The organism is Sporosarcina soli, assembly GCF_042655805.1.
GTDB lineage: Bacteria > Bacillota > Bacilli > Bacillales_A > Planococcaceae > Sporosarcina > Sporosarcina soli.
In genome coordinates, this window is sequence record NZ_JBHSNO010000015.1 from 130,878 (window position 1) to 155,241 (window position 24,364).

At 46.6% G+C, this 24,364-nt stretch carries 16 protein-coding genes, 1 other RNA gene and 1 other annotated feature; of the genes, 2 read left to right on the forward strand and 15 right to left on the reverse strand.

Translation table 11 applies throughout. The features are described 5' to 3' along the window. Positions 1–73 precede the first annotated feature (73 nt). The 6 genes from alaS to cymR all read right to left on the reverse strand — a co-directional run bounded on the left by alaS (position 74) and on the right by cymR (position 9,218). Entirely contained in the window at positions 74–2,707 is a 2,634-nt protein-coding gene (gene alaS / locus ACFPRA_RS19645; RefSeq protein ID WP_381438455.1) for an alanine--tRNA ligase, read from the reverse strand. 645 nt (positions 2,708–3,352) lie between these two features. Next, entirely contained in the window at positions 3,353–5,803 is a 2,451-nt protein-coding gene (recD2, locus tag ACFPRA_RS19650; protein ID WP_381438457.1) for an SF1B family DNA helicase RecD2, read from the reverse strand. A gap of 13 nt (positions 5,804–5,816) precedes the next feature. Beyond that, the gene (locus ACFPRA_RS19655; RefSeq protein ID WP_381438459.1) at positions 5,817–6,482 is read right to left on the reverse strand and encodes a tetratricopeptide repeat protein; all 666 of its coding nucleotides are present in this window, start codon (positions 6,480–6,482) and stop codon (positions 5,817–5,819) included. 14 nt (positions 6,483–6,496) lie between these two features. Continuing rightward, a complete protein-coding gene (gene mnmA, locus ACFPRA_RS19660; RefSeq protein WP_381438461.1) occupies positions 6,497–7,618 on the reverse strand; it encodes a tRNA 2-thiouridine(34) synthase MnmA in 1,122 nt (373 codons plus the stop codon). 21 nt (positions 7,619–7,639) lie between these two features. Continuing rightward, the gene (locus tag ACFPRA_RS19665) at positions 7,640–8,782 is read right to left on the reverse strand and encodes a cysteine desulfurase family protein (protein ID WP_381438464.1); all 1,143 of its coding nucleotides are present in this window, start codon (positions 8,780–8,782) and stop codon (positions 7,640–7,642) included. A gap of 16 nt (positions 8,783–8,798) precedes the next feature. Next, complete coding sequence (gene cymR / locus ACFPRA_RS19670) at positions 8,799–9,218, reverse strand: cysteine metabolism transcriptional regulator CymR (protein WP_381438466.1); 420 nt, start codon at positions 9,216–9,218, stop codon at positions 8,799–8,801. 259 nt (positions 9,219–9,477) lie between these two features. On the opposite strand from cymR, the gene ACFPRA_RS19675 reads away from it, so the two are divergent. After that, on the forward strand, positions 9,478–10,761 hold the full coding sequence (locus tag ACFPRA_RS19675) for a replication-associated recombination protein A (RefSeq protein WP_381438468.1): 1,284 nt from the start codon (positions 9,478–9,480) through the stop codon (positions 10,759–10,761). Between the two features lie 40 nt (positions 10,762–10,801). Here the strand turns inward: ACFPRA_RS19675 and ACFPRA_RS19680 are convergent, their stop codons facing one another. The 5 genes from ACFPRA_RS19680 to hisS all read right to left on the reverse strand — a co-directional run bounded on the left by ACFPRA_RS19680 (position 10,802) and on the right by hisS (position 16,336). After that, complete coding sequence (locus tag ACFPRA_RS19680; protein ID WP_381438470.1) at positions 10,802–11,611, reverse strand: DUF6612 family protein; 810 nt, start codon at positions 11,609–11,611, stop codon at positions 10,802–10,804. Positions 11,612–11,833: 222 nt separating this feature from the next. After that, on the reverse strand, positions 11,834–12,601 hold the full coding sequence (locus ACFPRA_RS19685) for a tRNA threonylcarbamoyladenosine dehydratase (RefSeq protein WP_381438473.1): 768 nt from the start codon (positions 12,599–12,601) through the stop codon (positions 11,834–11,836). Positions 12,602–12,695: 94 nt separating this feature from the next. Further along, a non-coding RNA gene (gene ssrS, locus ACFPRA_RS19690) (6S RNA) lies at positions 12,696–12,878 on the reverse strand. Between the two features lie 409 nt (positions 12,879–13,287). Next, positions 13,288–15,042 carry an aspartate--tRNA ligase gene (gene aspS / locus ACFPRA_RS19695; RefSeq protein ID WP_381438475.1) on the reverse strand — a complete coding sequence of 585 codons (1,755 nt, stop codon included), beginning with the start codon at positions 15,040–15,042 and terminating at the stop codon, positions 13,288–13,290. Positions 15,043–15,061: 19 nt separating this feature from the next. Further along, positions 15,062–16,336, reverse strand: coding sequence for a histidine--tRNA ligase (gene hisS, locus ACFPRA_RS19700; RefSeq protein WP_381438478.1), 1,275 nt, complete (start codon positions 16,334–16,336; stop codon positions 15,062–15,064). Between the two features lie 134 nt (positions 16,337–16,470). After that, positions 16,471–16,710, reverse strand: a binding site (T-box leader). A 240-nt stretch (positions 16,711–16,950) separates the two neighbouring features. On the opposite strand from hisS, the gene ACFPRA_RS19705 reads away from it, so the two are divergent. Then, on the forward strand, positions 16,951–18,468 hold the full coding sequence (locus ACFPRA_RS19705; protein WP_381438481.1) for an N-acetylmuramoyl-L-alanine amidase: 1,518 nt from the start codon (positions 16,951–16,953) through the stop codon (positions 18,466–18,468). A 94-nt stretch (positions 18,469–18,562) separates the two neighbouring features. On the opposite strand, the gene dtd is transcribed toward ACFPRA_RS19705, so the two are convergent. The 4 genes from dtd to recJ form a co-directional block, all read right to left on the reverse strand. Then, entirely contained in the window at positions 18,563–19,006 is a 444-nt protein-coding gene (gene dtd / locus ACFPRA_RS19710) for a D-aminoacyl-tRNA deacylase (RefSeq protein WP_381438484.1), read from the reverse strand. Positions 19,007–19,022: 16 nt separating this feature from the next. Next, positions 19,023–21,224, reverse strand: coding sequence for a RelA/SpoT family protein (locus ACFPRA_RS19715; RefSeq protein WP_381438487.1), 2,202 nt, complete (start codon positions 21,222–21,224; stop codon positions 19,023–19,025). Positions 21,225–21,363: 139 nt separating this feature from the next. Further along, a complete protein-coding gene (locus ACFPRA_RS19720) occupies positions 21,364–21,876 on the reverse strand; it encodes an adenine phosphoribosyltransferase (RefSeq protein ID WP_381438489.1) in 513 nt (170 codons plus the stop codon). Continuing rightward, the gene (gene recJ / locus ACFPRA_RS19725; protein ID WP_381438491.1) at positions 21,867–24,215 is read right to left on the reverse strand and encodes a single-stranded-DNA-specific exonuclease RecJ; all 2,349 of its coding nucleotides are present in this window, start codon (positions 24,213–24,215) and stop codon (positions 21,867–21,869) included. Before recJ ends, ACFPRA_RS19720 begins: the two co-directional genes overlap by 10 nt. Positions 24,216–24,364 lie beyond the last annotated feature (149 nt).

Consider the following 24,364-nt stretch of genomic DNA (forward strand, 5'->3'; position numbering starts at 1 on the left):
CCCGCTTTCAGATCATCCGTTTTACGAATCGGTTTACATTCCGTCTTTTAGTATACCCGATTTGTGTAGCTGATTAAACAGATTTGACATAATCATACACGGATTGAAGCGCATCATCAAGTTTAGAAGCATCTTTCGCACCAGCCATTGCCATATCTTGTCTGCCGCCGCCTTTTCCGCCGCATTGTGAAGCAACATGATTGACGATTTTACCCGCGTGATAGTCGCTGGCTTTCAAGTCTTCTGTGATCCCTGAAACAAGCATCACTTTCCCGTCTGCTGAGGCACCGAGTACCACGACCGCTTTCGTCAATTTCTGTTTCATCTCATCCATCATTTGACGAAGTCCATTATTGTCTTTGACATCGACCCGCGCAGCGATGACCGAGACGTCCCCGATCTGTTCGGCATTCGCTAAAATATCCGATAATTGGCTGTTTCCGAGTTTCGCGGAAAGTGATTCGTTTTCACGCTGTAGCTCTTTCATATCCGTAAGGAGAGATCCTACCTTCGTCACGATATCTTTTGGATTGGATTTCAAAAGTCCTGCGGCATGGACGAGCGTCGCTTCCTCTTCCTTGAACGAACGGTATGCCTGTTGTCCGGTCAATGCTTCGATTCTTCGAGTCCCTGCACCGATTCCACTTTCGGAAACCAGCTTGAACAAACCAATGACGGATGTTGTAGGTACATGGCATCCTCCACATAGTTCTAATGAATAATCGCCTACTGAAACGACGCGGACGACATCTCCGTATTTTTCGCCGAACAATGCCATGGCGCCCATCTGTTTCGCTTCCTCGATTGGTTTTTGAGCAATGTCCACAGCAATATCCGCCCAAATCTTTTCATTGACAATCTGTTCGATTTTTTCGAGCTCTTCTTTCGTCACTTGACCGAAATGGGAGAAGTCGAAACGCAGACGATCCGGTCCGACATAAGAACCTGCCTGATTGACATGTTCACCTAGTACATCTTTCAATGCTCTGTGGAGAAGATGGGTTGCCGTATGATTGCGGATTGTCAGTTTTCTTGCGGCCTGATCCACTTCTGCCAAGACTTTTGCCCCTTTAGTCATTTCCCCGGAACGGATGATTGCAGTATGCAAATTTTGTCCGTTCGGTGCTTTTTGTACATCTTGTACATCTGCGACGAATGTCTCACCGCTAATGGTCCCTTTATCCGCCACTTGTCCGCCGCTTTCCGCATAGAACGGTGTACGGTCTAAGATGAATTGGATCTCTTCTCCTTCGGAAGCTTGTTCCGCCAATACGCCATCTTTCAAAAGTGTGACAACTGTCGATTCGACCGCTAATTGATCATACCCGATAAATTCACTTGCCTCATGGATATCTCCAAGCACGCCCGATTGAACATGCATCGAGTCGACATCTTGACGTGCCGCACGTGCACGTTGGCGCTGGTTCTCCATTTCCGCTTCAAAGCCGGCACGGTCAACAGAGATCCCTGCCTCTTCCGCGTACTCTTCTGTCAATTCGAATGGGAAGCCGTATGTGTCATAGAGACGGAATGCATCCGCACCTGGTACGATGGCTGTACCTGTCGACTTCGCTTGCTCGATAACACCGGATAGGATCGCAAGCCCTTCTGTCAATGTTTCGTGGAAACGCTCTTCTTCGTTTTTGATCACTTTCATGATGAACGCTTGTTTTTCTGTCACTTCCGGATAGAAGTCTTCCATGATTTCTCCGACTACTGGTACAAGATTGTACATGAACGGCTTATGAATACCTAATTGTTTAGCAAAGCGGACCGCTCTGCGCAATAGTCTTCTTAGTACATAACCGCGTCCTTCATTGGACGGCAATGCTCCGTCACCGATGGCGAATGCGACTGTACGGATATGGTCTGCGATCACTTTGAATGCTGTGTCTTTTTCCTCATCTTCGCCATATTTCTCACCGGATACTTCTTCAATCGCATGCATAATCGGCATGAAAAGATCCGTGTCGAAGTTTGTCGGTACGTCTTGGATGACGGAGACAATACGCTCCAATCCCATCCCTGTATCGATATTCTTTTTTGGTAGTGGCGTGTAAGTATGGTCGGGGTTATGGTTGAATTCAGAGAACACCAAATTCCAAATTTCAAGATAACGTTCATTTTCCCCGCCTGGATACAATTCAGGGTCAGAGAAATCGTCACCGTAAGCAGGTCCACGATCGTAGAAGATTTCCGAGTTTGGTCCACTTGGCCCTTCACCGATATCCCAGAAGTTCCCTTCTAGACGGATGATACGGTCTTCCGGAATGCCGATATTATCGCGCCAGATGGCATATGCCTCTTCGTCTTCCGGATGGACTGTGACAGAAAGAAGTTCAGGATTGAAGCCGATCCACTTGTCGTCCGTCAGAAATTCCCAAGCGCGGATAATTGCTTCTTCTTTGAAATAATCACCGATGGAAAAATTCCCGAGCATTTCGAAAAATGTATGGTGGCGTGCTGTTTTTCCTACGTTTTCAATATCATTCGTCCGGATTGATTTTTGTGCATTGGTAATGCGCGGATTATCTGGAATGACACGTCCGTCAAAATATTTCTTTAACGTCGCGACACCGCTGTTGATCCACAGAAGGGATGCATCATCGATCGGAACGAGCGGAGCGGATGGCTCAATGCTATGACCGTGCTCCTTGAAGTATTGTAAAAATAGTTTACGGATTTGGGATGATGAAAGTTTTTTCATGAGTAATTCCTCCTACATTTCTATTTGGTGGTTCAGGTTCCAGCGAATACATCGTACAAAATAAAAAATCTCCGCCCCTAAAACAAGGGGCGAAGATCTATTTCGCGGTACCACCCTAATTACCGAAACAAAACGATCCGGCATCTCTGGCTGCCTTAACGCGGCAAACGGCAGGGATGAGCTGCACTCGGGAGTAGCTTTTCCGACATGCCCCCTCGAAGACCCTTACAGCCAAGGGGGTCTATTTCTGGACGAGTGGCGATGCGTACTTTCTCCGTCAACGTATTATCTATGAATCAATTACGCCTTGGCGTAATTGCGTCCAGATTTTGAATCGAGCTTGAGGCCTACAGGATGTAGGTCATGCAGTCGTTGCGAATCGAACAGCGAAGGGTTCGATTTGCCGTATTTCTGCGTTCTTTGCAGAAATTAAGGCACTTAATTAGGACGTCGCGAACTTAGACTGCCTTCTTAACTCCTTTCAAAATCTGTGACATCCGCCGGAGGCTTATCTTCGTTCAGCGGGCGTTCGGACGCACGCTGAACAGGAAAACTAAACCGCAAACACTCGCCACCTATAGAGGTGAGTGTTTTCTGCTGAATGAAGATAACTGGATTTGATTATAGAAAAAATCCGACTTGCTGTCAATCGCTAGCCTCAAGAAAATGATAAGGTGTGATGCCTTTCATCCCGATCATCGGATCAATCGAGATGAATGTTTCCGTTGTCAATTCGAATATTGTCGGTTCCGAGGCCTTCGAATCTTCGATCGGCTCATCCACTGGAACGGCCTTTGTAGGCTCATCGGATTCAACCAGTTCCGGTACATCGATATCACTATTCAGACGTTCTTTCAACGTTGTCTGCCGAGCAAGTTCATCCGTCCGCTCGATCCCCGCCTTGAATTCATCGGGTTCTCCACATAGGATGAGAAAATTCTTCGCCCGGGTGATGCCCGTATACAGAAGATTACGGCGCAACATTTTCCGGTGGCTGCGTACAACAGGCATAATAACGATCGGGAATTCACTCCCTTGCGACTTATGGATCGAACAGCAATAAGCAAGCGTGATTTGGTTTAAGTCACTTCGTTCATACGTCACTTCAATGCCGTCATACGAAACGACGAGCAACTCTTTTTTATCGATCGTCTCTTTTGCTTTGATAATAGCGATGACTTCCCCCATATCCCCGTTGAACACATTGCTCTCAGGTTGGTTGACCAATTGGAGCACTTTATCGCCTATCCGGTAAATCGCTTCGCCGAATACGACTTCCTTCCGTTTCGGGTCAGGTGGGTTGACCATTTCCTGGATCATCTTGTTCAATCCGTCGATTCCTGCAGGACCTCGGTACATCGGTGCAAGCACTTGGATGTCCTTGATGTGATGCCCTTTCGTGATGGCGTTTTTCACCACTTGTTCGACCACTTCGAGAATCCGTTCACCGCTCGCTTTGATGAATGAGCGATCGGATGTCTTTTGCGTCATATCAGTTGTCCATTCAGATCGTTTGATCATATGGGCCATTTCAATGATCGTCGAACCGGCGCTTTGACGGTAAATCTCAGTCAATTCAACGACAGGCACTTTCCCCGAATCCAACATATCTCGTAACACTTGTCCTGGTCCGACGGGAGGCAATTGGTCCTGATCGCCAACGAATAACAATTGGGCGTCATCCGCAAGCGCCTTCAGTAACTGATGGGCAAGCCAAGTGTCCACCATTGACATTTCATCGATGATGATCAATTTACCTTCGACTTCCCGCTCCGTCTCTTCTTCCTTTTCCAGGCCGTTGAATCCTAGCAAACGATGGATCGTCATCGCTGGCAATCCTGTCGACTCGGACATTCTTTTCGCTGCCCGTCCCGTCGGTGCTGCCAAAACAATCGGAAACGTCTCTTTCTTTTTAGCATATTCTTGCGGATCAAGCGATAAGCCATGCAATTCCGCATACACTTCGACAAGTCCCCGGATAACCGTCGTTTTCCCGGTTCCCGGCCCCCCTGTTAAAATCATCACAGAGGAATGCAAGGCTGTTTCAATCGCCGATACTTGCGTCTCCGCATAGTTGACGCCTAGCCGTTCTTCAACTTCACCGACCGCTTTCCTGATTTCAGATACCGGAAACTGATCAGCTGTATCGTTTTTCAAGAGCTTTTCAATTTTCGAAGCTATCCCGATTTCGGAAAAATAAAGGGAAGGGATGTAGAGCCGCCGTTCTTCAGCCGCTACCTTCCCCTCTTCGACCAGTTCGATGATCGCTTGTGAGATGGCGTCAAATGGAATTTCGATTGGTTGACTCATTTCCAACAGGCGCTTCACTTCCGGTAAGATGGCTTCCGCTTCCAAATAAACATGTCCCGCGGACTGGACCGCTTGGTTTATCGAATGGAGGATGGCCGCTTTGATCCGGTCTGGATGATTGCCGGTAATCCCTAAGTTTTTCCCGAGTTCATCCGCACGTTGGAAACCAACACCTTCAATTTCCTCAATCAGGCGATACGGATTTTCCGTAAGAATCGTGATAGCCTCTTCTCGATACGTTTGATAGATGCGCATCGCTATTTGGGGGCCAAATCCCCATTCGTTCAGCTGGATGATCGTCCGTTCAAGCCCCATATTCTGTTGGAGAACCGAGACGATCGTTTCTTTTTTATCATCCGTCAGACGTGGGATGGTGTCTAGGACGGATGCATCATCCAGAATTTTTTTTATGGCATCTTGTCCAAGTTGTTTGACGATCGTCTGGGCGGTTTTCATCCCGATGCCCGGAAACAGATCCCCCGATAAATAATGGATCAGTCCCGTTTCGGTCGCAGGCATTTCTTTGGCAAATGTCTGTGCATCGAATTGAGCACCATACGTCGGATGATTGACGAGCCTTCCGGTAAATTTATAGTCTTCATCCGTATTGAGTTGCGGTAGATTCCCTTTAACGATAATCTCTTTTTCTGTATAACCGCAATTCGTTTCACGGACTTTCAATTTCACGATTGTAAAAAGGCTATCCGGGTTATGGAAGATGGTCACTACCGGTCGTCCGATCAAGAAAATCTCGTCCACCTTGCCCGCTTCACGCATCCCTTCCATCACCGCAACCTCCTTATTGTCCGTTTTCACCCATTTGGATCATGTCGAATATATACCGTGCTTGGACATGGTCTGGATCGATCGTAAACGCTCGTTCCAAATGCTGCAATGCATCGTCTTTCTGGTCAGTCGAAACCGCATAGAGAAAGCCGAGATTGTAATGAGCATCGGCATTGTCCGGATCCTGTTCGATAATATAACGGAATTCGTCCCCCGCTTCTTTGAACAGTTCTAAATTGGCAAGGAGTATCCCATAGGACAAACGGATTTCCAAGTCATCTGGTGCCAATTCTGCCGCCCGCTGTAAATAAGGTAACGCCAATTTCCCGTTATCCGAACGTTCCAAGCTTTTCCCGAGCATGAAATAAGCATCTGCTTCGTCCACACCTTGACGGATGGCCGTTTCGTATAATTTGGACGCTTCTTCATAACGCTCTTTATTGTAATAAAGATTGGCAAGGCCGTAATAAGCTGTCCCAGCCTCTGCATCGAGTGTAATCGCCTTTTGGAAAAACGGTTCCGCTTTTTCAACATCGCCAAGGGAAGCGAACACATTTCCAAGATTGATGTAGCCGACTGCATTTTCCGGGTCCTGTTCGACCGCCTTGACAAATGATTCTACCGCTTTTTCATATTGACCTTCTTGCAGTGCTGCGATTCCGATTTCATTGTATTCCATCTATCTAATTCCCCTTATCCGACATACTCGAGCTGTTGTCCGTTTTTAATGACTTTATCGATGGTGCCGCCACCGAGGCATTCCGCGCCGTCATAAAAGACGACCGCTTGACCAGGAGTGATGGCACGGACCGGTTCTGCAAAGCGGACAATTGCCGTTCCGTCTCCGACCAGTTCAACCGTCACTTTCGTATCGGGTTGGCGGTAGCGGAATTTCGCTGTGCACTCAAATGTTGCCGGCAATTCACGAACCGTCGAAAACGAAACGTCCGTTGCGATCAGGCTATCGGAATAAAGGGCGTCATTGTGGAAATTTTGGCCAACAAGTAAGACATTCGACGCCAAATCTTTCCCGAGGACGAACCACGGATCTCCGGCACCGCCGATCCCGAGGCCATGGCGTTGACCGATCGTGTAATACATCAGCCCATCATGACGGCCGACGGTTTTGCCGTCCATCGTTTTCATGTCGCCGGGTTGTGCTGGTAAATATTGACCCAGGAACTCCTTGAAATTCCGTTCGCCGATAAAACAGATTCCTGTGGAATCTTTCTTCGTCGCCGTTGTCAATCCCGCTTCCACCGCTTTTTTACGGACGTCACTCTTTTCCATATGTCCAATCGGGAACATCACTTTTTGCAATTGCTCTTGGGACAATTGGTTCAAGAAATATGTCTGATCCTTGTTTTCGTCTTTCCCACGCAACATCGAAACGCCGCCTTCTACTTCGACCACCTGTGCATAGTGGCCTGTTGCCAAATAATCTGCACCAAGGCTCATCGCATGGTCAAGAAACGCTTTGAATTTGATTTCCTTGTTGCACATGACATCCGGATTTGGCGTACGGCCCGCTTTGTATTCTTCAAGGAAATAGGTGAACACCTTATCCCAATATTGTTGTTCGAAATTGACCGCATAGTAGGGAATTCCAATCTCGTTACAGACTTGAATGACATCTTCATAGTCTTCTGTCGCGGTGCAGACACCAAATTCGTCTGTGTCGTCCCAGTTTTTCATAAAGATGCCGATGACATCATAGCCTTGCTCTTTCAATAACAGTGCCGCTACAGACGAATCGACACCGCCTGACATGCCAATGACGACGCGTGTATCTGCTGGCGCTTTTGTTGTTTTCATTATATTTCATTCCTTATCTTTTCATTTCACAAGTCTTTTTACAATTTTAGCCGTTCTCTCAGCCGCTTCCTTGACTTTTTCTTCGTCCAGTCCTAAACCGAAACTGAAACGGACCGAATTCCGCAACTTCGGAGAACCTTCCCCAAACATCGCCGTCAGGACATGCGAAGGATCTAGTGAGCCCGCCGTACATGCTGATCCGCTCGACACGGCCACTCCTGCCATGTCGAGATTGACGAGCAATGATTCGATGTCCGTCCCTGGAAAACTGATATTCAAGATATGAGGGAGTCTCTGGGCTTGTGTTGCATTCACTTCGTAGATGGTGCCTTGCGTATCCAGCTCTTCGGTAAGTATTGTAGCATATCGCTCATACGTCTCTTTGTTTCGCGCCATTGCCTCCTGTGCAATACTCACGGCTTCCGCGAAAGCAATGATAGCCGGCAAATTCTCGGTTCCCGCCCGGCGTTTCCGTTCCTGTTCACCTCCGAAGAAAAGAGGTGCCGTATCGTTGCCTTTTCGCTGATACAGGAATCCAACCCCTTTCGGCCCGTTCAATTTATGGGCTGAAACAGACAACAAATCCACACCAAGTGCATCGACATCCAGGGGAACAAGTCCATATGCCTGTACAGCATCGGTATGGAATTTCGCTTGGTGGCCAGTTAGCAATTCACCGATTTCCTGAATCGGCTGGATCGTGCCCACCTCGTTGTTACCATACATAATGGACACGAGGATCGTGCTTTCCTTCAAAGCCGCCTTCACTTGCTCTGGTGTAATTTGTCCTTCCTCATTCACTTCCAAATACGTCACTTCGTATCCTAGCAACTCCAGTTGTTTACATGGGTTTAAAACGGCGTGGTGTTCGATGTTTGTTGTGATGATATGATTTCCTTTGTCTCTCATCGCAGTAGCCGTACCGAAAATGGCAATATTATCCGATTCCGTTCCGCCCGATGTGAAAATGATTTCCGTCGGTTCTGCCTGAATGGATTGCGCGAGCATTTTGCGTGCAATATCCAACCCTTTCCGGGCTTCCCGTCCAAAACTATGGATGCTGGAAGGATTTCCAAATACCGTCTCTAATTGTTTTTTATATGAAGCAGTCACTGCCGGATGTACCGGAGTCGTCGCAGCATGATCAAGATAAATAGTTGTCATGATTTTTTAAACCCCTTTAAATATAGAACATATAACTGTCTAACGGATCAGACTCGTTAGATTTCACAAGATCTTCGATAGTCGTCGTATCGAGTACACCGCGGACCGCATCCCCGATTCTTTTCCACAACTCTTGTTGCGGGATATCGGAGTTTTCCAATCCCTCTACAAGTTGGATCGGTCCTTCCAATACACGGATGACATCCCCGGCCGTAATATCGGTCGGTTCCTTGGCCAGCATATAGCCGCCATATGCGCCTCGGACACTTTTAACGATGCCGCTATTGCGGAGCGGAGGTATAAGCTGTTCTAAATAAGCCTCCGATAAATCCTGTTCTTCCGCTATTTTCCGCAGCGGTACAGGTCCTTTTCCGTATTTGGCGCCCAGTTCCACAACAATGGTCAATCCATAGCGCCCTTTTGTCGAAATTTTCATGGCATATCCCGTCCTTTTTATACGATTACTTCAAAATAGTATAGCATAACTCCCCCATTCTCTTATAGAAAATGATTTTTCAGCGTTCAATGTGTATAATGAAAGAACAAGCGTGCGGTAACAAAAGCGGAGTGCGCCTGCTTAGATGCGACAGGCATAAGACGAATTGGCGACGAGGCGTTTTTTGCCTCTCAGCCAAAACGGCTTTTGACCCGAGCATCTGGCGCCCGGAGCCTAGATGGAAAAAGGAGTGGTTGGATTGCATAATGAACCTTTGGCGTATCGCATGCGCCCTAGAAATATAGATGAAGTAGCCGGTCAGCAAGAAATTATTGGTGAGAAGACCGCACTCTATCGAATGATTAAAAATGGACATGTGCCCTCCATGTTGCTATATGGCGAACCGGGCATCGGCAAGACTTCCCTTGCTTATGCCATCGCTGGGACTAGCAATCTGCCTTTCATCGCCTTGAATGCGACCGTTTCAGGGAAAAAAGATGTCGAACAAGTGGTTGCTGAATCACGAATTACAGGAAAAGTACTGCTATTTCTCGATGAAATCCATCGTTTCAATAAGTTGCAGCAAGATACACTGTTGCCTCATGTCGAAAGCGGCGCGATCGTCCTGATCGGGGCAACGACCGAAAATCCTTATCATGATGTGAACCCTGCCATCCGTTCGAGATGCGGAGAAATCCGACAATTGACCCGATTGGAACCGGAGGACTTGTTAGGGGTACTGCAAAGGGCAGTGAAGGATGAAGAGCGGGGCCTTGGAAAAATGACGATTGCCATTACGGATGAACAGCTGATGCGCATTGCAGAAGGCGTCAATGGAGACGCTCGTAAAGCGTTAACCGTGCTGGAATCGGTCATCTCCGCCAGCGATGAAACGGACGGGACTACGATTGTCGAAGATTGGCTGATTGATAACTTATTAGGAAGGATCGGTCTTTTCGGGGACAAAAAAGGATCGCATTTCTATAATCTATTATCCGCCTTACAAAAATCGGTTCGCGGCAGTGATGTCAATGCCGGTATTTATTATCTTGCACATCTTTTAGAAATCGGGGATTTAGTAGCTGTCTCAAGACGGCTTCTCGTAATGGCCTATGAAGATATTGGTCTCGCTTCCCCGGAAGTCGGTCCGCATGTCTTGGCCGCAACCGAAGCAGCTGTGCGCTTAGGGATGCCAGAAGCACGCATTCCACTCGCTAATGCAGTCATCGAAATGTGTCTCGCTTCCAAATCGAATTCGGCTTATCAAGCTTTCGATGCAGCCGCAAAAGCGATCCATGAAGGGAAAACGGGAGATATTCCGCTCCATTTGCGGGATGCTCATTACGCTGGAGCTGTAGACCTTGGCCATGTCGGTTACCAGTATCCGCATGACACGCCGATCGGCTCATTCGGTGGTTGGGTGGACCAACAATATTTGCCTGATAAAATAAGCGGAACGGAATTTTATAAACCGGTTATTGCAGGCGAGGAAAAAAAATTGGCGGCCATCTATGAGCGATTGAAAGAATTTAGAAAAAAATAAAATGAAAAACCTCCCTATGTGAAGTGGGAGGTTTCTCGTTTTATTGCGCAACCGCTTCCTGTACTGCGGTCGGAAGATTAACGGTCTCAACGTCATTAAATCGGCTATAGCCGGCATTCATTTTCTGTTTGATCCGATGGGAATTGCCATCAATTTTAGTCGTCGAATAGGCTGTCGTATCCAGCGTCATTTTGAAATTGGAGACAAAATAAGTCAAGCCATCGATGCTGATTTCCATTTCGAACTTATTGATCAAAGGATATTCATCCTCAATTTCAGCCAGTGCCTCTTCCGTCACTTCTGCCAACATCTGCTTCCTGAATTCTTTGTACTGTTCTCTTGAAAGCGCCAATTTCAAACGGTAGCCATAGTCGATTTTCTCCAGCTCGAAATCATCTGCAAACGGCTCGAAAATAGTGAAATCCAATGTCGGATTCACAGCGGCGATCATTGTTCCAAACAGCTCAGTCATGGAACCTGAAGCCACTTCTTCCATGGTGGATTCCCCATCTTTTTTGATGAACAGTCTATCATTCACCTTATAGACTTCCGCTTGCCATGATTTTTCACCGAGCGGATTGACATTGACCCTCTGTTTGAACTGGTCAGGCTGAAGTTGAGCATCCGAAGTCATTTCGTATTTCACTCTCATTCTTTCATCCGGAACAGTCGTCTTCCAATAATCCTCGTAAACGACAGTGGTACGAACTTGTTTCAGTTTGCTGGAAGCCTCTTTCGCTCGTTCATAGACATCCTGCGCCGTTAACGTCTCATTCGCTTGGGCACTGCCACATGCCGCTAGAAGAAGCACGATAAGACCGATGATCATCCCATTTAACACTTTTTTCACATTGAAACTTCCTTTCTATTTCCCACTTATCCATCTTGCAAACCGCTTCAACATCAAGACGTCATTCAAGCAAGTAAGTTGCAAGGAATCTATGCAACTAGTTTAACATGCTTTAGACGTAGGTGCTTAATAAAAATCGACAAAAGCTGCCTGTAGAAAACGATAGGCAGCTTTTACTAATTTCCTATTTCTTTATTGGAGCGCGAAGTGCACTGTTTTTTGTTATTTCTTGTCCTTTACTCGTTCGATATGGATATCAGAAACGATATCATTCATCACCCAGCTGGCGCATACTAAGCCGGCAACGGATGGGACGTATGCATTGGAGGCGGGTGGCATTTTCGCCTTTCGAATTTGCGCATCCGGCTTTCCGACCGTACCAACGACATCCTCTCTTACCACAATAGGACTTTCATCGGAAAATACAACTGGAACACCTTTCCGAATGCCTTCTTTCCGCAGTCGTAACCGGATCACTTTTGCAATCGGATCGGTATGTGTTTTCGATATGTCGGCAATTTGGAAACGGGTCGGATCCATTTTGTTGGCAGCACCCATGCTCGAAATGATTTTAACGCCACGGGCCACACATTCTTTGATCAAATGAATTTTGTAACTGATCGTATCCGACGCATCAATCACATAATCCGGCTCATAGCTGAAGAATTCTTCATAGGTTTCTTCCGTGTAAAACATATGGAGCGAAATGACTTCACAGTCTTTATTGATATCTGCGATTCGCTCTTGCATAATTTCCGTTTTGGAGCGGCCGACTGTCGACAAATACGCGACCAATTGACGATTGACATTCGTTATATCGACATTATCCTTGTCCACAAGGATGATTCGCCCGATCCCACTTCTGGCACACGCTTCCGCTGCGAACGAACCGACGCCACCGACACCCAGAATCGCGACCGTGGTGTCTTTCATACGTTTTACACCTTCCGTACCGATTGCTAACTCATTCCGTGAAAATTGGTGCAACAAACTAATTCCGCCTTCCTCATTTGAATAACTTCTATTTTCCCAATAAAAACCCTCTCCGTATGTATACCAGAGAGGGGTAGTTTTCCATTAAAAGACAAATCCCGAATGTGCCGTCTTTGTAGTATCGTTTTGAACCTGCAAATTCAGCAGGTGGGTGTCCTGTTCAACTCTTTTGAAGTCCTTGTGAAAGGCAGGTCATCCAAATCGAAACGCAGACTCCCGACGATAGAATGTTCGGTCAAAACTGATTGGCAAATGACGAACACTTCAGGATTTGTATTAACTGTATCCTATCATAAATCAAAGAGCAGTTCAATGATTTTACTAGAATAAATTTCAGAATAATCTTTCAAAGTCGAGATTTGCGCCTTTAGATGGGGCGCTAGACATCTTAGCAATTCGCTAATCTCTCTAGTCCCCGGCGCCATGCTTGAGCTTTTTTTCAAACTTCACATCAATTACGCCTCGGCGTAATTGCGTCCAGATTTTTTCGGGCTTGCTCGAAAAGCTCCTCTAAAAAATCTGTGACATCCGCCGGAGGCTTTATCTACGTTCAGCGGGCGTTTGAGCACCCGCTGAACAGGAAAACAAAACCGCATTCATCTCGCCACCTATAGAGATGGGAGTCTTCTGTAGCTGACGCTTCGCTTTCAGTATAAAAAGATTTGCTGAATGAAGATAAATGATTATGATAATGTTTGAATGCCTAGTTCTTTCAATTGACGGTCATCCACTTGGCTAGGTGCATCTGTCAGTAAGCAGCTTGCACTTGCCGTTTTCGGGAATGCGATTGTGTCGCGTAAGTTGGTTGTACCTGACAGTAACATGACGATCCGGTCAAGGCCGAATGCAATTCCACCGTGCGGAGGTGTTCCGTAATCGAACGCATCGAGTAGGAAGCCGAATTGCTCCCGCGCCGACTCGTCCGTGAACCCGAGCGCTTTGAACATTTTTTCCTGCACATCGCGTTGATAAATTCGTAGGGATCCGCCACCCAATTCATAGCCGTTCAATACGAGGTCATACGCTTGTGCTTTGACCGTTTCCGGGCTTGTAACCAATTCTTCTACATTAGCAGGCATCGTGAACGGGTGATGCGCCGCATAGTAGCGACCGTCTTCTTCGTTGTACTCGAACAATGGCCAATCTGTCACCCAAAGGAAATTGAACTTCGACTCGTCAATCAAGTTATGGTCTTTGCCAAGTTTCGTACGAAGTGCACCTAACACATCCGCTACGACCGACTTCTTATCCGCAGCAAAGAGTAATAAGTCTCCCTTTTCTGCATCCGCCGCCGCTTTCAAAGCTTCGCCCGCTTCGTCTTGGAAAAACTTGCCGATTGGACCTTTCAAGCCCTCTTCATCAACTTTCAACCAAGCCAAGCCTTTCGCTCCATAAATGGCCGCAAATTCAGCAAGACCATCGATTTCTTTCCGTGTATAGCTGTCCGCTGCCCCTTTGACATTCAGCAACTTCACTTGTCCGCCGGCTTCGATGGCACCTGTAAACACTTTGAGACCCGAGTTTTGAGCGAGCTCGGAGATATCGATCAGCTCCATACCGAAGCGCGTGTCCGGTTTATCCGAACCGAAACGTGCCATCGCTTCGTCGTAAGGAATTCGTTTGAATGGAACTTCAACATCGATCCCTTTGACATCTTTCATCACTTTTTGCATTAAACGCTCATTCAGTTCAATGATCTGCTCCATAGACATGAAGCTCATTTCCATATCGATTTGTGTGAATTCTGGTTGACGATCTGCACGAAGGTCTTCATCGCGGAAACAACGAGCAATTTGATAATAACGGTCAAAGCCGGATACCATCAGCATTTGTTTGAATAATTGTGGAGATTGCGGCAACGCATAAAATTCACCTTCATGCACCCGGCTCGGTACGAGGTAATCACGCGCCCCTTCCGGAGTCGATTTTGTCAAAATCGGTGTCTCCACTTCCAGGAATCCTTCGTCATCTAGGAAATTCCGAACCGTTTTCGTAATATCCGAACGCATTTTGAACGTCCGTGCCAGTTGCGGACGGCGGAGATCCAAGTATCTGTATTTCAATTTAATGTCTTCGCCTACGTCCGTTTCATCTTCAATCATGAATGGCGGTGTTTTCGCCTCATTGATGATCTCGACGGATGCTACTTGGATTTCGATAGCTCCCGTTTTCAGTTTCGGATTTTTCGTTTGTTCTTCCCGTTCAATGACTTTCCCGTTGATTTCGACAACGTATTCATTGCGTAGCTTTTCCGCAATTTCCAAAGCTTCTTTTGAAATATCCGGGTTGAAAACCGTCTGAACAATCCCTGTACGATCCCGCACATCAACGAAAATCAGGCCGCCAAGGTCCCGTCTTCTTTGAACCCAACCTTTCAGTGTCACTGATTCTCCGATTACTTGTTCTGTCAATTCGCCGCAATAATGTGTCCGTTGCATTGCTTTTCTCCGCCTCTCTTTATCCTAACAATGTTTCTTTCATTTTTTCGATCAGTTCGGCAACCGGGACTTTCACTTGCTCCCCGTTCGCCATATTTTTCAACTGCACGACGCCTTCTGCCACTTCGTCTTCCCCGAGCAGTACCACCATCCGCGCCTGCAGTCGATCCGCCGATTTCATCTGTGCTTTCATCTTGCGGTCCATATAATCCATTTCCGATCGGATGCCTGCCGCTCTCAATTCTCCAAGCAGTTTGAAGCCGGGCTGGCGTGCCTGTTCCCCGAGCGTCACGATATAGACGTCTAGGGCCGGTTCTTCTTGGAATGTCTTCCCTTCTGCTTCCATGGCGAGCAACAAACGCTCAATACTCATGGCAAAGCCGATACCCGGTGCGGATGGTCCGCCGATTTCTTCCGCCAAGCCGTTATAGCGACCACCGCCGCATAACGTCGTAATGGCACCAAATCCGTCCGACGTGCTCATGATTTCAAAAGCCGTATGATTGTAATAATCAAGACCACGTACTAGGTTCGCATCGACTTCATATTCAATGCCGAGATTATCCAAATAGCTTTTCACATCTTCGAAATAGCGGGCTGATTCCTCATTCAAATAATCTGCCAATGATGGTGCTGATGCGATTAATGGATGACCATGATCCACTTTGCAATCCAAGATGCGCAAAGGATTTTTTTCTAATCTTGATTGGCAGTCGGCACAGAATTCACCGATATGCGGCCCGAAATGGGCAACGAGCGCTTTTCGGTGCGCCGTTCTGCATTCCGTATCCCCGAGCGAATTGAGCACAAGCTTCAGGTGCTTCAAACCTGCACGCTTGTACACATCGAGCGCTAGTGCAATCACTTCTGCATCGATGGCCGGATCTGCGCTGCCGATCGCCTCTGCGCCAAATTGTACAAACTGGCGATAACGCCCTGCCTGCTGGCGTTCATAGCGGAACATCGGACCTGTGTAATAGAGCTTGACGGGCTGATCCGGATAGCCGAACATTTTATTTTCCACGAACGAACGGACGACAGGCGCCGTTCCTTCAGGACGCAATGTCAAAGAGCGATCACCTTTATCCGTAAATGTGTACATCTCTTTCTGGACGACATCTGTCGTATCTCCTACGAGACGCTGGAATAATTCCGTCTGCTCAAAGATCGGTGTACGGATTTCTTTGTAACGGTATAGATCACATAGTTCATCAATGATTTTTTCGACTTGCTGCCATTTCCATGTTTCAGATGGCAAAATGTCTTGTGTCCCTCTAGGCACTTTGAACTTCATTCCAAATCTCCTTCCTTTCCATTAAAATGGACAAGTTTTACATATCTTCAACCATCGGATGTTCGCTATCGTCTACCTGCTATGAAACAGGCTAATGATCAGGCTATCAAAAAAGGCTCCCATCCCTTGCATATGCAAGGGACGAGAGCCAATATATAGCTTCCGCGGTTCCACCCAGATTGGCGCAAATATGGATGCGCCCACTCAACACCCGGATAACGGCCGGTTCCGTCCGCACCTACTGAATGGAAATCGTTCAGCACGGAGCCTCGATGGTGTTTTTCCTTGTAACTGTCTGTAGGATGGATTTCAGCCACGTCCGTCCCTCTCTTGTCAGCCAACTTTACAAATACTTTCCATGTCTTCAGCATCATTGTTTATTCATCGAAATTGCAAATGACAATGTCAATCAACCATTATCTTAATGATTCGTCTCCAATGTGTCAACCTTTTTCCTTTATCTTTATTCAGTAAAAGACTTTCATCTCTATATGATCTATATCCAGTAGGCCCCAAGCTCGATTCAAAATCCGGATGTAATTGCACTTAGGTGTAATGTATTATAGTTTTTTATCCGAAAAAATTTTACAATAGAGATGATGGAGGTGGATAATTTGTTAAAATGGGGAAAATGGATAATTGCTTGTGTTCTTTTACTGAGTCTTTTCCCGGCGATTCCTAAAACATACGCGAATACGGATGCCGTTATTGTAGAGGTGGATTCGCTCCATATCCGTTCAGGTCCCGGCCTGACCTATGCCGTGACAGGATCGCTGAAAAATGGAGATCGTGTCGAAGTGCTTGCAACAGATGGGGACTGGTTGAAAATCCAGAATGGCTGGATTGCCTCATGGCTCACATCTGCCGACAATCGCACATCCGGTACAGCGAAGACCGTCGTTTCACAGGTCAACCAATTAAATATCCGGTCTGCACCATCCGTTGGTTCTGCGGTATTGGGACGAATGGATGCCGGTGACGAGGCGACGATGACCGGCGAGAATGGCGAATGGGCTTCCATTTCATACGCAGGCATTACTGGTTGGGTACATACAGACTATATTTCACAATCAGAAAGTCCAGTTGTTGCTACAACGTCAAAAGAACAAGTCTCATCGGCCTCGACGTTCACAGTTGGGGTAGACGCCCTGAATGTCCGAAAAAAAGCGGATCTATCATCCAAACGGATTGGTCTGATCCATCGGGGTGAGTCCTATGCTATCCAAGAAGTCGATGGCAATTGGGTTCGTATTGCATTCGGTACCAAACAACAAGGTTGGGTCTATTCGTTCCACGGGGTTCTATCCTCAACATCCCAACAGGCAACCGATAAACCGAAAAATGGGAATGTAACGATTCTTACTGATGGGACAAACATCCGGGAACAAGCGACGACTTCTTCGCAAATCGTCGCACGTGCGGATGCAGGAGAAAGGTTCCCGATCATTCAAGACCATGGGGATTGGTATGAAATTACTTTGGCATCCGGACGTTCTGCCTTTGTCGCTAACTGGGTCGTTTCCACCGATGAAACACCGGTCACAACAGAGCCTGTCATGAAAGAAAAAAAAGCGCGGGTACCAGGCACTTTAAAAGGACTGACCATCGTCATTGATCCAGGTCATGGCGGCAATGACCGCGGAACAACCGGCGCACGGGGCACCGACGAAAAGAACATCACATTGCTTACTTCCGAACGATTGGCTTCCAAGTTAAAAGCTGCCGGCGCGGACGTGGTAATGACGCGAGAAACGGACACGTATATTCCGTTACGTAAACGGGTCGCTGTCAGCCATCATGCGAATGCAGATGCCTTCGTCAGCGTGCATTACGATGCAAACCCTGATACGTCTGTAACAGGTTTCACAACTTACTATACCCATCCGCGTCAACGGAAACTGGCTGAAGCCGTGAATGATGGACTAGCATCCTCTGTCAACCTACGTGACCGCGGGGCACAACCGGGTGATTTCCTTGTGTTACGTGAAAATAGGCAAAATGCTATTTTGATTGAACTCGGATTTTTATCCAACGCTGTAGAGGAACGGGCCGTAACGACGGATATGTTCCGTGAACAAGCCTCCCATGGCATTTACCAAGGTCTTCTCAACTATTTTAATGAGGAAGATTGAATCAAGGCTTTATCTTCGTTCAGCGAGCGTCTGAACGAAGATAAAAGGGCTGTCCAGAAAGTCAGTAAAAATCGACTTTCTGAACAGCCCCTTTTTATGATTTTGATTCGACAATGATTGTCACAGGTCCATCATTCACGAGTTCGACATCCATCATGGCGCCGAAGATACCCGTTTGCACAGCCAATCCTTCTTCTTCCAATTTACGATTGAAATAGTGCCATAACGGTTCTGCATGCTCCGGTCGCGCCGCTTCAATGAAACTAGGACGTCTTCCTTTCTTCGTATCCCCATACAACGTAAACTGGGAGACTGATAAAATGTCACCGTCCACCTCGTCGATGGAGCGGTTCATCTTCCCTTCCTCGTCTTCCCACAAACGGAGACCGGCGATTTTCTTTGCAACATACGCCACGTCTTGCTCCGTATCTGTATGCGTGATGCCTACAAGCAAGACATACCCTTTGTCGATTTGCCCTGTCACTTCTCCGTTTACACGGACCGCTGCCGGACCCGATCTTTGCAATACGACTCGCATCTACTCCACCTCCCGCTTAATTGATGACACGTTGCACGGAATAAATGTCACGAATTTGCTTAATCCGATCGACAATTCGATGTAAATGTGCAATATCTGTTATTTTGATTGTCAGATGAATACGAGCAATTTTATCCCGATCCATCTTGCCGTTAACCGCGACAAGTGGTGTTTTCATATCTGCAATGACCATCATCAGTTCGTTTAAGACACCTTGACGATCGAATGCAGTCACTTCGATATCCACATGAAATTCTTTCTTTGAAGTGGACGGACCAACCGCCCATTCCACATCGATAAGGCGATCATCTTCCTCCATTTCACTTGTGATGATATTCGGGCAGTCAAACCTGTGAACGGACACACCGCGTCCTTTCGTAATAAATCCGACAATTTGATCGCCCGGAACAGGATTGCAACATTTAGATAAGCGAATCAATAGATTTTCAATGCCTTTCACAATGACGCCCGACTCCGTCATTTTCGAAGGGGAAGCGGAATTCATCTCTGAAACGATTTTATCGATCGTATCTTGCTTTTCTCGTTCGCGTCTCATTTTTTCAGCAAGGCGATTGACGACTTGTTGAGCGGTGACGCCGTTAAAGCCAACTGCCGCATACATATCCTCTTCGGAAGTGAAACTGAATTTCTCGATGGTCCGGTTAATGTTCTCGTTTGTGAGCACTTCCTTTAAATCATATTCCTGTGCTTTCACTTCCCTTTCAATCATTTCCCGGCCTTTTTGAATATTTTCCGCACGTAGTTGCTTCTTGAAAAATTGACGGATTTTATTTTTCGCTTGAGAGGTTTTGGCGATTTTCAACCAATCCCGGCTCGGTCCGAAAGATTGCTTCGACGTCAAAATTTCAATAATGTCCCCTGTCACCAACTCAGCATCGAGCGGCACCATTTTACCGTTCACTTTCGCCCCGATGGTCCGATTTCCGACTTCAGAATGGACACGGTAGGCAAAATCAATCGGGACCGATCCTGCTGGCAACTCCAATACGTCCCCGTCAGGTGTAAAGACGTAGACCATATCCGAAAATAAGTCGAATTTCAATGATTCCATAAATTCTTCTGCGTTGGATGACTCGTTTTGGAATTCAAGGATCTCCCTGAACCACGTCAATTTCGAATCGATATCGCTTGGTCGATCTGAAACCGATTTCCCTTCCTTGTAAGCCCAATGTGCAGCAACACCGAATTCAGCTATTTTATGCATTTCTTCCGTCCGGATTTGCACTTCAAGCGGATCACCCGCTGGCCCGACGACAGTTGTATGCAATGACTGATAAAGATTCTGTTTCGGCATGGCGATATAGTCCTTGAATCTGCCCGGCATCGGTTTCCAAAGCGTATGGATAATCCCAAGGACTGCATAGCAATCTTTAATACTGGAAACGAGAATCCGTACGGCGAGCAGATCGTAAATTTCATTGAATTCCTTCTTTTGGAGAATCATTTTCCGATAGATGGAATACAAATGTTTGGGACGACCTGAAAGTTCAGCTTGAATGTCCATCAAGCCGATTTCCTCTCTGATTTGATCCATGACATTTTCCAAGTAATTTTCACGTTCAACCCTTTTGCGTTTCATCATATTGACGATCCGGTAATACTGTTGCGGATTCAAATAACGCAATGCCGTATCTTCAAGCTCCCATTTAATGGCGGAGATTCCGAGACGATGAGCAAGCGGAGCGAATATTTCCAATGTTTCAGCTGCGACACGACGCTGTTTCTCTTCCGGCACATGTTTCAAAGTCCGCATATTATGAAGCCTGTCCGCCAGTTTTATCAGTATGACACGGATATCCTGTGCCATGGCCACGAACATTTTCCGATGGTTTTCCGCTTGTTTTTCCTCTTTGGATTTATATTTCAGCTTTTCAAGTTTCGTAACCCCATCGACAAGTAATGCCACTTCTTCTCCAAATTCACGAATGATATCTTCCCTGCTGACTTCCGTGTCTTCCACCACATCGTGTAGAAAACCCGCAGCCACCGTCGAAGGATCCATTTGTAATTGAGCGAGAATACCCGCAACTTGGACAGGATGAAGAATGTATGCCTCACCTGAACTTCTGAACTGGCCTTCATGAGCGGATTTTGCAGACTCGTATGCTTTTTTGATAAATTCGACATGCTCGGCATTCATATAAGAGGAGACCAGTGAAAATATCTCTTCCGCTGTCATGTCACGATTTTTCGCCATGTTATTACTCCTTTCGACTCTTTCCGCAAAAAAAATGATAATACTTCTATTGTATGTATAAAAGCATAAAGATGTAAAGGGGTAAGATAGAGAAAAATCCCCCGCTCTAATGCGGAGGACTTATTTCCTGTTGTTTTCTTTAATAATTGATCAATGCGCGCATATCATAGCCTTTTAGTTTTTCCCGGCCGTTTAAATAGGACAATTCAATGATGAATGCGCATCCTGCAACGATCCCGCCGAGTTTCTCGACCAGTTCGATTGTGGCTCCGACCGTTCCACCTGTAGCGAGCAGGTCATCGACAATGAGTACACGCTGTCCCGGCTTGATGGCATCTTTGTGAATGGTCAACGTATCCGTACCATACTCTAAATCGTATTCCACTTTGATCGTCTCTCTCGGCAGTTTCCCCGGTTTGCGCACAGGAGCGAAGCCGACTTCCAACGCATACGCCACCGGGCAACCGATGATGAATCCGCGCGCTTCGGGGCCGACGATAATATCCGTACCGACTTCTTTTGCATATTTAACGATTTCGTCTGTCGCGTATTTATAAGCTTTGCCATTATCCATGATTGTCGAAATATCTTTGAAACTAATTCCTTCTCTCGGGTAATCCGGTACAATCGTCACATAATTTTTTAAATCCATTGATGTTCCTCCCTGTCGACAGTGCCCTTAAGGACTGTGTCGAACCAACTTTTCAATTCCAAATGGGGTGTATAGAGCAAATTCTTTTCGAGCTCCATCTGACGCGCACGTGCTTGATAAGACGGTGCTTCGGAAAGATCCCGTTTTTCTATCGTTTCCACAATGGAAACAAAACCATCTTCTATCTTAACAAATCCAAGTTCAGAAAACACCTTTGACATGAAAATTACCGAATCTTTTTTCCAGCCTTTATGCTTCGACAACAGTTCACCGTTCTTTGACAGATCGAATGTCCCGCGCTTTTTCAAGAAGCTATAGTACCAGCCGAATTGTTCGCGGTTCGGAAGTCCATCGAAATACACTGATTCCGGTGCATGGAAATGGGCATAGATTCGCTCAGGCGCTGTCGCTAAAACCAATTCCTGTAAATCCTTTTCGTTCTCTGGAATATCCAAAAGGACCAGATTTTTCACCTCTGTTACAGGTCGGCGTCCGTAAATATCGATGGCGATGCCTTTCAATGAAGATTGGAACTGCTTGACTGTCCGTTCGTGAAATGCAACAAACGACGTATGATCCACCGGAATGGATGGCAACCATCTGGAAGGTTCACGGACTCCCCTCAAGTCAAATAACTGCCATTCATCCGATCGGATATCCCCAATCATCAGTTGCGGCTTTTTAAGTCCGTTCCACTCATTCACTTGCAAATCGCCCGCTACCGACAATGTAATTGCAGGAGTCAGTTCGTCGGCGATATGGCCTATCCCGAAACCAATAGCGTCTAGCGTCTGTTCCCCATCTACCAATTCCAATTTCAAATGATTTTTGGCAGCTCCAATTTTTCGGAAAGACTTAACAGATAGATCTTCCAGAAGATAGTTTGGCTTTTCAAACGACATGCCGAACGGACGTAATAATTCCAACGATTCCAGAACATCCACATCGATTTCATCTATCGTAAGCGGAACATCGATGAGCAGTTCAGGAGAAAGCATATCGTCGTTCAATACTTCTTCCGCCTGCGCATTCAGTTGTTTACGTAACAAATCGATATGCGAAACTTCAAGGGACATGCCTGCCGCCATTTGGTGACCGCCGAAATGCGTGAGCAACTGTGCGCATTGCGACAATTCTGCGAACAGGTCGAAGCCTGGAATACTTCGAGCAGATCCTTTCGCAATCCCTTTCTCTTCATCAATCGATAGGACGATGGTCGGACGGTGATATTTGTCTGTGATGCGGGAAGCGACAATTCCGATCACGCCTGCATTCCATCCTTCTGCAGCAATGACGAAGACAAGCGGGATATCCGTGCCGTACATCCTGGCAATGATGTCTTCCGTTTCCTGATGGATGGCAGAAACGAGCGCTTGCCTTTCTTTGTTTAGCTCATCCAATTCTGTAGCAAGTGCGAGTGCTTGCTCCATATTTTCCGATTTGAGTAAATGTACTGCTGGGGAGGCGTCTCCAAGACGGCCCGCCGCATTCAAACGGGGTCCAATCATAAAGCCGAGCGATTCCTCATTCAGTGTTCTCTGATCCGTGCTGGAGATTTTCGTAAGTGCTTGAATGGCAGGCCTTTTGGAAATCCGCATCCGTCGAATTCCCTCTTTGACAAAGTATCTATTCTCCCCCTGTAGTGGAACAAGATCGGCAACCGTTCCAATCGCTACAAGCTCGATCAAGTCTTGTGGAGTTCCTTCCAAAAGTGCGCTGGCAAGCTTGAAAGCGACCCCGACACCTGCCAGTTCTCCAAATGGGTAATTTCCTTCAGGATGGCGTGGATGGATGATCGCATCCGCAGCTGGCAACATTTCTCCGATCTCGTGATGATCCGTCACAATCACTTGCAAGCCGAGTGTTTTGGCAAATGCAATTTCATCGACGCCGGCAATTCCATTGTCGACTGTAATGATGAGAGACGCGCCTTGGGCATACAACTCTTGGAAGAGGTCTTTATTCGGACCATAGCCATGCTCAAAACGATCTGGAATGGCAAAGAAGACATCTGCTCCGAGACGTTCTAATGCGGTCGTCAGCACCGTTACACTCGTCACACCGTCTGCATCATAATCGCCATAGACAACAATTTTCTTGTCAGCCGCAATCGCTTGTTTAATCAGTTTGACCGCCTTATCCATATCATGAAATAAAAATGGATCATGGATAGCCGATTCTGTCATATATAGGAAATTTTCCGCTTCAATTGGGTCCGTTATCCCTCTTGCCGCAAGTATCTTCGCTTGGACCGTTGAAATGCCGACTTGTTTCGTCAACGCTTCGACGATTTGCATGTCAGGCCTTTCCACGGTCCATCTTTTCATTGATTGTATCAAAATCTTTCACATCCTTACGTTCATTATAACGAATCATTTCGGTATCTGAAAGCGGCAGAAGAAGTTCTAATTACTCCAACAATAGATTAATCACGCCTCGGCTTGATTGCGTCTAAATTTTGAATTGGGAATCGAACAATGAAGGGTTC

Coding starts and splice junctions, on each gene's coding strand:
- ACFPRA_RS19720 (WP_381438489.1), bottom strand. CDS start 21,876: ATGGATTTAAAAAATTATGTGACGATTGTACCGGATTACCCGAGAGAA.
- aspS (WP_381438475.1), bottom strand. CDS start 15,042: ATGCAACGGACACATTATTGCGGCGAATTGACAGAACAAGTAATCGGA.
- recD2 (WP_381438457.1), bottom strand. CDS start 5,803: ATGGAAGGGATGCGTGAAGCGGGCAAGGTGGACGAGATTTTCTTGATC.
- mnmA (WP_381438461.1), bottom strand. CDS start 7,618: ATGAAAACAACAAAAGCGCCAGCAGATACACGCGTCGTCATTGGCATG.
- hisS (WP_381438478.1), bottom strand. CDS start 16,336: ATGAAGTTCAAAGTGCCTAGAGGGACACAAGACATTTTGCCATCTGAA.
- ACFPRA_RS19655 (WP_381438459.1), bottom strand. CDS start 6,482: ATGGAATACAATGAAATCGGAATCGCAGCACTGCAAGAAGGTCAATAT.
- ACFPRA_RS19665 (WP_381438464.1), bottom strand. CDS start 8,782: ATGACAACTATTTATCTTGATCATGCTGCGACGACTCCGGTACATCCG.
- ACFPRA_RS19715 (WP_381438487.1), bottom strand. CDS start 21,224: ATGGCGAAAAATCGTGACATGACAGCGGAAGAGATATTTTCACTGGTC.
- dtd (WP_381438484.1), bottom strand. CDS start 19,006: ATGCGAGTCGTATTGCAAAGATCGGGTCCGGCAGCGGTCCGTGTAAAC.
- cymR (WP_381438466.1), bottom strand. CDS start 9,218: ATGAAAATTTCGACAAAAGGGCGCTATGGATTGACCATTGTTGTGGAA.
- alaS (WP_381438455.1), bottom strand. CDS start 2,707: ATGAAAAAACTTTCATCATCCCAAATCCGTAAACTATTTTTACAATAC.